Origin of the sequence: Pseudomonas sp. FP2309 (assembly GCF_030687575.1) — a bacterium.
GTDB lineage: Bacteria > Pseudomonadota > Gammaproteobacteria > Pseudomonadales > Pseudomonadaceae > Aquipseudomonas.
Window position 1 is genome coordinate 995,668 of sequence record NZ_CP117439.1, and the last position, 9,341, is coordinate 1,005,008.

12 protein-coding genes are annotated in these 9,341 nt (G+C 59.9%); 6 read left to right on the forward strand and 6 right to left on the reverse strand.

Annotated elements, in window-relative coordinates; genetic code table 11:
* Positions 1-47: 47 nt before the first annotated feature.
* Positions 48-1,322: a uracil-xanthine permease family protein gene (locus PSH59_RS04440; RefSeq protein WP_017526144.1), complete on the reverse strand. Its 1,275-nt coding sequence runs from the start codon at positions 1,320-1,322 to the stop codon at positions 48-50.
* A 2-nt stretch (positions 1,323-1,324) separates the two neighbouring features.
* On the reverse strand, positions 1,325-1,963 hold the full coding sequence (upp, locus tag PSH59_RS04445; RefSeq protein ID WP_135287439.1) for a uracil phosphoribosyltransferase: 639 nt from the start codon (positions 1,961-1,963) through the stop codon (positions 1,325-1,327).
* 164 nt (positions 1,964-2,127) lie between these two features.
* Here upp and PSH59_RS04450 point away from each other — a divergent pair, with 164 nt between their 5' ends.
* The 4 genes from PSH59_RS04450 (at position 2,128) to PSH59_RS04465 (ending at position 4,052) form a co-directional block, all read left to right on the forward strand.
* Positions 2,128-2,685: a hypoxanthine-guanine phosphoribosyltransferase gene (locus PSH59_RS04450; protein WP_017526146.1), complete on the forward strand. Its 558-nt coding sequence runs from the start codon at positions 2,128-2,130 to the stop codon at positions 2,683-2,685.
* Positions 2,686-2,688: 3 nt separating this feature from the next.
* Positions 2,689-3,156, forward strand: coding sequence for a WbuC family cupin fold metalloprotein (locus PSH59_RS04455; RefSeq protein ID WP_305394389.1), 468 nt, complete (start codon positions 2,689-2,691; stop codon positions 3,154-3,156).
* A 35-nt stretch (positions 3,157-3,191) separates the two neighbouring features.
* Complete coding sequence (locus PSH59_RS04460) at positions 3,192-3,677, forward strand: hypothetical protein (protein WP_248075308.1); 486 nt, start codon at positions 3,192-3,194, stop codon at positions 3,675-3,677.
* An 87-nt stretch (positions 3,678-3,764) separates the two neighbouring features.
* Entirely contained in the window at positions 3,765-4,052 is a 288-nt protein-coding gene (locus PSH59_RS04465; protein ID WP_305394390.1) for a PA4642 family protein, read from the forward strand.
* Between the two features lie 56 nt (positions 4,053-4,108).
* On the opposite strand, the gene mqo is transcribed toward PSH59_RS04465, so the two are convergent.
* Both mqo and PSH59_RS04475 read right to left on the reverse strand, forming a co-directional pair.
* Positions 4,109-5,617, reverse strand: coding sequence for a malate dehydrogenase (quinone) (gene mqo, locus PSH59_RS04470; protein ID WP_248075319.1), 1,509 nt, complete (start codon positions 5,615-5,617; stop codon positions 4,109-4,111).
* Between the two features lie 727 nt (positions 5,618-6,344).
* The gene (locus PSH59_RS04475) at positions 6,345-6,578 is read right to left on the reverse strand and encodes a hypothetical protein (protein ID WP_305394391.1); all 234 of its coding nucleotides are present in this window, start codon (positions 6,576-6,578) and stop codon (positions 6,345-6,347) included.
* 194 nt (positions 6,579-6,772) lie between these two features.
* On the opposite strand from PSH59_RS04475, the gene PSH59_RS04480 reads away from it, so the two are divergent.
* Positions 6,773-7,360, forward strand: coding sequence for a YajG family lipoprotein (locus PSH59_RS04480; RefSeq protein ID WP_032886297.1), 588 nt, complete (start codon positions 6,773-6,775; stop codon positions 7,358-7,360).
* 57 nt (positions 7,361-7,417) lie between these two features.
* Here the strand turns inward: PSH59_RS04480 and PSH59_RS04485 are convergent, their stop codons facing one another.
* A complete protein-coding gene (locus PSH59_RS04485) occupies positions 7,418-7,627 on the reverse strand; it encodes a hypothetical protein (protein WP_248075323.1) in 210 nt (69 codons plus the stop codon).
* Between the two features lie 183 nt (positions 7,628-7,810).
* Between PSH59_RS04485 and PSH59_RS04490 the strand changes: the two genes are divergently transcribed.
* A complete protein-coding gene (locus PSH59_RS04490; protein WP_248075325.1) occupies positions 7,811-8,068 on the forward strand; it encodes a hypothetical protein in 258 nt (85 codons plus the stop codon).
* Between the two features lie 55 nt (positions 8,069-8,123).
* Here PSH59_RS04490 and PSH59_RS04495 read toward each other — a convergent pair whose 3' ends face one another.
* Positions 8,124-9,287, reverse strand: coding sequence for a 1-acyl-sn-glycerol-3-phosphate acyltransferase (locus PSH59_RS04495; protein ID WP_248075327.1), 1,164 nt, complete (start codon positions 9,285-9,287; stop codon positions 8,124-8,126).
* Positions 9,288-9,341: the final 54 nt, after the last annotated feature.

A 9,341-nucleotide genomic window follows, 5' to 3' on the forward strand; every position in this document is an offset into this window, starting at 1 on the left:
AAATGTGGGAGGGGGCAAGCCCTTCCCACATTGGGTTCTACCGTGTGTCAGAGCAGTGGCTCATCCGGCTTCTTGTTCTTCCAGCCATCATTGCCCGGTAGCAGCAGGTTCAAGCCAATCGCTACCACTGCGCACAGGGCGATGCCCTTGAGGCCGAAGTCATCCGGGCCAGTACCGGTACCGACCAGCACGCCGCCAATCCCGAACACCAGGGTCACCGATACAATCACCAGATTGCGCGCCTCACCCAGGTCGATCTTGTGACGGATCAGCGTGTTCATGCCCACGGCCGCAATCGAGCCGAACAACAGGCACAGAATCCCGCCCATCACCGGCACCGGAATGCTCTGCAGCAGCGCGCCGAACTTGCCGATAAATGCCAGGCTGATGGCAAACACTGCCGCCCAGGTCATGATTTTTGGGTTGTAGTTCTTGGTCAGCATCACCGCGCCCGTCACTTCGGCGTAGGTGGTGTTCGGCGGGCCGCCAAACAGGCCGGCAGCCGTGGTCGCAATCCCGTCACCCAATAGCGTGCGATGCAGGCCGGGCTTCTTCAGGTAGTCGCGGCCGGTCACGCTGCCCACCGCAATCACACCGCCGATATGCTCGATCGCCGGGGCCAGGGCCACCGGAACGATAAACAGGATCGCCTGCCAGTTGAACTCTGGCGCGGTGAAGTGGGGCAGGGCGAACCAGGGGGCGGCGGCGATCTTCGCCGTGTCGACCACGCCAAAGTAAAACGCCATGGCAAAACCCACCAGCACGCCGGAGATGATCGGCACCAGGCGGAAAATGCCTTTGCCGAACACCGCCACGATCAACGTGGTAAGCAGTGCCGGCATCGAGATCATCATCGCCGTCTGGTAATGGATCAGCTCGGCGCCATCCCCCGATTTGCCCATCGCCATGTTCGCGGCAATCGGCGCCATGGCCAGGCCGATGGAAATGATCACCGGCCCGATGACCACGGGCGGCAGCAACCGGTCGATAAACCCGGTGCCTTTGACCTTCACCGCCAGGCCCAGAAACGTATAAACGAAACCGGCCGCCATCACCCCGCCCATGGTCGCCGCCAGGCCGAACTGACCCTTGGCGAGGATGATCGGGGTGATAAACGCAAAGCTCGACGCCAGGAACACTGGCACCTGGCGTCCTGTCACCACCTGGAACAACAGCGTGCCCAGGCCTGCGGTAAACAGTGCGACGTTTGGATCAAGGCCGGTGATCAGCGGCATCAACACCAGCGCGCCAAATGCTACGAAGAGCATTTGTGCGCCAGACAGGATCTGGCGCCAAAGCGGGTCGTTGAATTCATCCTGCATGTTCACGCGTCCTTCTGCTTGGTGCCGAAGATCTTGTCACCGGCATCGCCCAGGCCAGGGATGATGTAGCCGTGTTCGTTCAGGCGCTCATCGATGGACGCGGTGTAGATCTGCACGTCCGGGTGCGCTTTCTCGACGGCGGCGATGCCTTCGGGCGCGGCCACCAGCACCATGGCACGGATGTCCTTGCAACCGGCTTTCTTCAGCAGGTCGATGGTGGCGACCATGGAACTGCCGGTGGCAAGCATCGGGTCGATGATCATGGCCAGGCGCTCGTCGATTTCCGGGACGAGTTTTTCCAGGTAGGTGTGGGCCTGCAAGGTCTCTTCGTTACGGGCCACGCCAACGGCGCTGACCTTGGCGCCGGGGATCAGGCTGAGTACGCCCTCAAGCATGCCGATACCGGCGCGCAGGATCGGTACCACCGTGATCTTTTTACCGGCGATTTTCTCGACCTGGACGGGACCGGCCCAACCGGGGATCTCATAGTTCTCCAGGGGCAAATCCTTGGTGGCTTCGTAAGTGAGCAACGCTCCGACTTCCTGAGCAAGCTCACGGAAATTCTTCGTGCTAATGTCGGCGCGGCGCATAAGGCCGAGCTTGTGTCGGATCAGCGGGTGGCGGATCTCGCGAGTGGGCATGGGAAAGGCTCCGGCGGCGGGCAAAAAAACCGGCCTAGATTAATCTATCCGAGGGTGTTGTCCTATAGACATCTAGCACGTTAGTCCATTAAGGCTTGCTCGGAGCGCACGAGAAGCGTACCTTCGCCCGCTTTTCTTGCCACAGCACCCCCTTGGAGAGCGCCATGTCCGCTGATCTCGAGCATATCCGTCAAATCATGCGCGAGGCTGACTGCCTGTACACCGAAGCGCAAGTCGAAGAAGCGATCGCCAAGGTCGGCGCCCACATCAGCCGTGAAATGGCCGACACCAACCCGGTGGTGTTCTGTGTGATGAATGGCGGCCTGATCTTCGCCGGCAAATTGCTGACCCACCTGCAATTCCCGCTGGAAGCGTCCTACCTGCACGCTACGCGCTATCGCAACGAAACCACCGGCGGCGATCTGTTCTGGAAAGCCAAGCCGGAAGTCTCGTTCATTGACCGCGACGTGCTGATCATCGACGACATCCTCGACGAAGGTCACACCTTGGGCGCGATCATCGACTTCTGTAAACACGCCGGTGCACGTAAGGTGCACACCGCCGTATTGATCGACAAAGACCACGACCGCAAGGCCCGTCCGGACCTGAAAGCCGATTACGTCGGCCTGCCGTGCATCGACCGGTATATCTTCGGTTACGGCATGGACTACAAAGGCTACTGGCGCAACGCCAATGGGATCTACGCCGTCAAAGGGATGTAAGCCATGACCCGCTTTCTTGATCAGACACTGTTTGCCGAGTTGGCCGAGAAAGCGGGTGCCAGCCCTCGTGGCCGGCATCACCATAACTTCCACCAGATGGACGAGCCGTGCCATCGCCTGGCAGTCGGCCTGCAACCTGGCACCTATGTGCCGCCTCATCGGCACCTGAGCGCGGATAAGGCAGAAACCTTGTTGGTGCTCCAGGGGCGCCTGGGGTTGTTGGTGTTCAGTGACGCCGGTGAAGTGATCGCTAAGCGCGTGATGCAGGCTGGTGGCGAGTGCTCGGGCGTCGATCTGCCGCCGGGCGTCTTCCATGGCCTGGTAGTGCTTGCGCCCGATACGGTGATGTTCGAATGCAAGGCCGGGCCCTATCGTCCGGTCGGCGAGGGTGAGCTGGCCACTTGGGCGCCCCGCGAAGGCGATGCCGGCGTTGCCGACTATCAACGCTGGATGCTTGCCCAGTTCGATTGAGCTACAGTGCTGGGCCATCTCCTGCGGAGCGGCCCATGAGCCTGTTGATACGCACCTGCGCCGCCCTGGCGCTGATCCTCAGTTTGCCCCTGGCGGCCGCCCCGGCGCCGATGCACGGCCAATTCCTGCCGCCCGACGACCTGACCCTGCGCACCGAAACCCCCGACCAGCAGCAATTGCTGCAAGTCACCGAGTACACGGTGGTGGTGGGGAACCAGCGCCAATCCAACCAGCAACCGATCCCGGTGACCTCGCCGTTGATGATCCGTCTCAAGGGCAAATCCCTGAACAAGGGCGCGACCATCAACCAGGTGGTGCTCAATTTTGATGCCGAAAGCAAAAGCCTGAAAAAACCGGCGTTCGATGACAAGAGCAGGACGCTCACCTTGTCTTATCCCACTGCCCAGTACCGCGTGATCGTCGACCTGCTGCGCAATGACACGGTGTATGTGCAGTTCCTCAGTTACGCCAACGGGCATATATGGGCGGATTTGCATACTGGAGCAGTGCGCGCCAAGTAATCGGGCGACGTCGGCGCGACTTCCGCAGTCCGCGCCCCGCAGGTAGACTTCAAACCCCGTGTAAATGTCTGCAGGCTGGAGTCGGTAATGCGTAAAGATAAGAAACAGGTGATTGGCGACGAGATCGGCGACGATCAGATCAAGTTGTTCCTGGACTTCGAACCGGTCGACGCAATTTCACCGTCCCTGCACAAACTGATCAAGGCCTACCGCGGCCTGCGTATCGACGACTTCGGGCGCTTCCTGGGGTTTTTCAAGGAAGCCGGTCTGGATTTGGATGGCAAAGACGAGCATGGCCAGACCTTCGTGGATCTGATCAGGGACCAGCGTAACGCCGACGAGTACATCGAACTGATCGAAAAAGCTCGCGGCTGATTATCCAGTCCACAAAAAACGCCCCGAGGGGCGTTTTTTATTGGGTGCGCCGGGCCTCAAGCGTAGCTTTCGGCCTCGTTGCTTTGCGCAACCAGTTCCAGGCTGATGTTGTTCTGAGCGTTAATCGTGCGATACAGCTCTGCATCGGTTTCCAGGACTTTTTCGCGGGCCGGGAAGATCTCGTGCAATTTGGCCGCCCACTCGCCGGCCGCTTTGGCCGGAAAGCAGCGCTCGATCAGTTCCAGCATGATCGATACCGTTACCGAAGCGCCTGGGGACGCGCCGAGCAGGGCGGCCAGGGTGCCGTCTTTGGCCGCCACCAGCTCGGTACCAAATTGCAGCACGCCGCCCTTCTTCGGGTCTTTCTTGATGATCTGCACCCGTTGGCCGGCCACTTCCAGACGCCAGTCCTCGGCTTTTGCCTCTGGGTAGAAGCGACGCAGTGATTCCAGGCGCTGTTCCATGGATTGGCGCACTTCGCTGACCAGGTACTTGGTCAGGTCCATGTTGTCGCGGGCCACGGCCAGCATCGGGCCGATGTTGCCGGCGCGAATCGACATCGGCAGGTCGAGGAACGAGCCGTACTTGAGGAACTTGGTGGTGAAACCGGCGTAGGGGCCAAACAGCAGGGATTTCTTGCCATCGACTACGCGGGTGTCCAGGTGGGGCACCGACATCGGTGGCGAGCCCACGGCGGCCTGGCTGTAGACCTTGGCCTGGTGATGCTTGACCACTTCCGGGTTGTCGCACCGCAGCCACTGGCCGCTGACCGGGAAGCCGCCAAAGCCTTTGCTCTCTTCGATGCCCGAGGCTTGCAGCAGCGGCAGGGCCGCACCGCCGGCGCCGAGGAAAACGAACTTGGCATCCACTTCACGGCTATTGCCGCTGTTGACGTCCTTGATGCTCACGGTCCAGCCGGCACCGTTGCGCTTGAGGCCGGTCACGCGTTTGCAGTACTTGACCTGGGCATCCGGCGAACTGGTCAGGTGGCCGAGCAGTTGGTTGGTCAGGGCGCCGAAGTTGACGTCAGTGCCGTTCATTACCCGGGTCGCGGCGATTTTTTCGTCGAGCGGGCGGCCCGGCATCATCAACGGCATCCACTCGGCCATCTCTGCGCGGTCTTCGGTGTAGTGCATGTCCGAAAACGCATGGTGCTGGCTGAGGATTTCAAAGCGCTTCTTAAGGAACGACACACCTTTTTCGCCCTGCACGAAGCTCAGGTGCGGCACCGGGCTGATGAAGGATTTGGACGAGCCGAAGGTGCCCTTTTTGGTCAGGTATGCCCAGAACTGCTTCGACACCTCGAATTGGGTGTTGATGTGCACGGCTTTCTTGATGTCGATGGAGCCATCAGCGGCCTGCGGGGTGTAGTTAAGCTCACACAGCCCGGCGTGGCCGGTACCGGCGTTGTTCCACGGGTTGGAACTTTCCGCGGCACCCGAGTCCATCAGCTCAACGACTTCCAGCTTGAGGCCAGGGTCGAGCTCTTTGAGCAGTACGGCCAGGGTGGCACTCATGATGCCGGCCCCTACCAGAACTACGTCGACTGCTTCGTTATGCGCCATTTAACGCGTCTCCAAAATCTGCAGCACCAAATTGACGGCATGGCTGCCAGGAGTGACGGGGCGGTTCACGTGTTGCCCCAGATAACCCATGGCCAGGATCGCCATGTCCGTTTCGCAATTCTTTGCAACTTCAGCGCACGCTTCCTGCCAGCCTGATCTGCCTATGAACGCATTCATGGGCGGCTGTGGCAATTCGACTTATGGTCAAAGCGTGCGATTCGTGCAATCAATCCGTAGCGGACAGGCTCAAGCTCCGGTTGTTGAGGAGTACTCGGTCCTGTGTGGTTGGGCTGTTCCAGACGCTGATGGTGCTTGTACAAACGCCAAACTATTCATTTGCTCGCCACACTCTTGTGAAGTTGTGAAAACCCGTTTTTTCACGCTCTTTTGAAGACGTGAACCTCAAAAAAGGGCTGCCCCAGCCTGGCACCTGGCCCGTAATACCTTTGCCGACAAGCGGCAAAACGGGCAAACAACACAAGTGGCCGAGCGTAATGGCAGCTCTGGCAGATTCGGTAAAGGCGGGTGGTTTGCAAAGGAAACAGCAAGCGCGCCAGCTTCACTCGATCTGTGTGGGCGGCTCTCTGTGGGCGATTCTTGGGGTTAATACCGAGGCATTAACGATGTTGCGAGGCCCGATCAGGAGACGTCCTTATAATCGGGGGGAGATTGTAGCGAAGAACGCCAGGGAAATGGGCGTGTTTTATGACTTTTATTAGGTGTTCGGTCAGGCGGCCAACGGCTGGTGGCGGGTTGACCGCGCTGTGCGTGGGCTTACGCGGGCGCGGGCCGGCAGCGGGTGGTGCATCCAGCTCAGGCGAATCTCGTCGATTTCCACCCAGCCTTCACCCGCCGGTGGCTGGCTGCATTCCTTGAACGCCTGGCAACGACCTTGCGCATCAAGCCGGGCGAACTGACGAAGGGCGGGTTTGCGCGTGAACAGTGACCAGAGAAATTGCATGGCGACACACCTCCTGAGATTGGGACCAAGCATGCCTCGGCCGGATGACGGGCCGATGTAACGTCGGTTACATATCAGTGACAGCGAACCGCGATCAACGCGCCGGGTCATAGGTTGTAACTGACGCTAGTTCCCTGCGGGGACGCCCCGTTATACTGCCGGCCTGTCGGTATCTGATTTCTGGAGAGAAGCGCATGTTGCAACGCCTGTTGTTCGGTTTGATCACTGTGACCAGTTTGACCCTGGTTGGCTGCGCCAACAGCCCGCAACAACTCAGCCCGCAACCCAAGCTCACCACACAGCTGGCGCCGGTAGGTCACGGTCAGCCGGTGTCGGTACGTGTCGTAGACGGCCGTCCTTCGCCGACCCTCGGCTCGCGCGGCGGCCTGTACCCGGAAACCGCGCTCATCTCGGTGACCGGCCAGGACGTACTGCCCAAGCTGCAAGCCCAGGCAGAAGCGGCTGTGCGTCTGCTGGGCTTCACGCCGAGCGCCAACGCCCCCGGCGCGCCGCAGTTGACCATCACCCTGGCCGAGCTCAAATATCAGTCACCTAAAGAAGGGCTGTACGTGACGGAAGCGGCCATTGGCGCCACGTTCAAGTCCGACGTCACCGCCGGCACCCGTCGCTACAGTGGCCGTTACGGCGCTTCGCTCAACCAGCGCTTCGGTATGTCGCCAAACCAGGAAACCAACACCAAACTGGTCAGCGACGTCCTGAGTGACGCCTTGACCCGTCTGTTCAAAGACCCAAGCATTGGCTCGTTGCTCAGCTCGCAGTAATTCCTGCGCATAAAAAAACCGGACTCCGTTGAGTCCGGTTTTTTTATGCCTGATATTTCATGCCGCGGTGTCGATACAGAAGTCCAGCAGGCTCACCCCCGTCAACAGGTCGGCTTCCGGCAGGTCGGCATGTTGATGCCCTCCAAGGGCGCAATACACCAGCCAGTGGCGGTCCTGCACGTTGAACGCCAGGCTGTCGATCAGCGCCTCCTGCTCTTCGCTTTGGGCAATCAGATACAGCCGATCCTGGTTATGTGCGTGCAACATGACAAGCTCCCGAACGTTCGAAGGGCAACAGAGTGGCCTGTTAAGGTGACGTTCAGGTGACGCCGTAAATTACTGGATACATTAATCGTCCAGGGGGGATGGAGCATTTTTGGCGCCGGAGGCCACTATCGTTCAGGTTTGTATCTGAACCGATACCCAGACACTGTTTCACTGAGGTTTGCGATGGCGCTGCCCGCACTGTTGATTAATGCTGTTGCTTTAGCGGTGGCCTTCCCGGGTGCCGCGCTGCTGTTCGTTACCCGCCTGCGTGAACAGCGCGCCATGGCTGACCTGAGCGCGCAAAGCGAAAATCGCGCGATCGACCAGCCTATGCTGTTTCTGGATGTGCGCACCGAGCGGGCGCATCGTCTGGCGTACCGCATCGGCTTCGCCTGCCTTGGGCTCGGGCTGGCTATTTCCTGGCTCAGCACCCACCTGTAAATAACACCGAAGTAACGATGTGGGAGTCCGTTCTCCCACATTTTTTGAGCGGTGTTTACAGCGGGATTCCGGCCTTCACTCGATATTGGTTGCGTACCGGGGTTGCATATTGCACCACCAGGAACGGACGGTGCTCGGCCGGACAGTCGTTCAGGCGCCGCTCCCATTCCGCTTTTGCCTTGGCCAGCTCATCGGCCGGGAACAGTTCGGCAGCCTTGGGCACCTGCAATTGCGGGTCGGCGTCACTCCACTGGGCGTAGGCCAGGTAGTGCACCGGGAATAGCCGATAACCGCCGAGAATCTGCCGGTCCATTTCTACGGCCAGTACTTTAGTGTCTTCGAAACGCTCGGTAATCGGCGGCGCGAAGTTGATGTGCACGCGGCCTTTATAACCGGTGATGCCTAGGGCGATGCTCACGTCATCTTCACCCTGCGCCTTGACGTAGGTGCCGGTGGTTGCGCGGATGTAAAGCTCGCGCGCCTTGGCCGAGTCGCACGGGTCGTACTCATAGCTGATGGACACCGGCGTCAGGTTCAGTGACTGGATCACCTCGGCAAACGGCTCATCCTTGCGGCTGACGTGGAACATCTTGAGGATCGCCGACTCGGTGCGATCATCACCATCCTTGGCGCGCCCTTCAGCCTGGGCGATCCAGATCGACTGGCAGTCATTGCGGATCGAATGGTTGATGTAGGCCGACAGCAGGTTGAATGCCGCCATCTTCTCCTTTCGCCCGGTGATCGAGCGGTGCACGATAAAGCTCTTGTTCAGGCGCATCAGGTCGCTGACAAACGGCTTTTGCAGCAGGTTGTCGCCAATGGCGATGCGCGGCGTCGGCAGGCCGGCGTGGTATACGGCATAGTTGACGAAGGCCGGGTCCATCACGATATCGCGGTGGTTGGCCAGAAACAGGTACGCGGTGCCGGACTTGAGCTGCTCGACGCCGGTGTAGGTCACGCCGTCGGTCGCCCGGTCGATGGTGTGGTCCACGTAGTACTCGACTTTGTCCTGCAGCGTCGCCACGGTGGTGACACCGGCGAATTCACGGCGCAGCTTGCGGGCGATCATTGGCTTGAGCAGCCAGCCCAGGGCGCCGGCAAAGCGCGGGAAGCGGAAGTGGGTCAGGATGTCCAGAAAGGCCTTGTCACTGAACAGTCGGTCCAGCACTGCCGGGACTTCGCTGTCGTTGTAAGGTCGGATGGTATCGAATTCGCCCATCATGCTCTCTTGTTGGAAACGGCTAGGGTAAGTAAAGGAAATACCAGGGTGCGG